The organism is Micromonospora sp. DT68 (genome assembly GCF_049847245.1).
GTDB classification, from domain to species: Bacteria; Actinomycetota; Actinomycetes; order Mycobacteriales; family Micromonosporaceae; genus Micromonospora; species Micromonospora profundi.
This window is the reverse complement of sequence record NZ_JBNCNZ010000082.1, coordinates 1-254: the sequence shown is the minus strand read 5'-3', so window position 1 is coordinate 254 and position 254 is coordinate 1. Positions and strand designations below refer to the sequence as shown.

1 protein-coding gene is annotated in these 254 nt (G+C 67.7%); it reads left to right on the top strand.

All coding sequences use genetic code 11. The features are described 5' to 3' along the window. The coding region (locus tag ACPXB1_RS30720; RefSeq protein WP_425736192.1) for a condensation domain-containing protein at positions 1-254 on the top strand (254 nt) is incomplete at both ends.

Sequence of the window (254 nt, the reverse complement as noted above, 5' to 3'; positions counted from 1 at the left end):
GCGCCCTGGACGACACCGCCCTGAACCGCGCCCTGCACACCCTCATCACCCGACACGAAGCACTACGCACCCGCTTCATCGAACACAACGGACTCCCCCACCAGGTCATCGACCCCCCACCGGCAGACCTTGCCCTGCCCACGGTCGACATCACAGCCGACACCATCGACACCTGGGTCGACGAACAAATCAACCGCCCCTTCGACCTGGCAGCCGGACCCGTCTTCCGCACCGCCCTCGGCCGCCTGGCACCG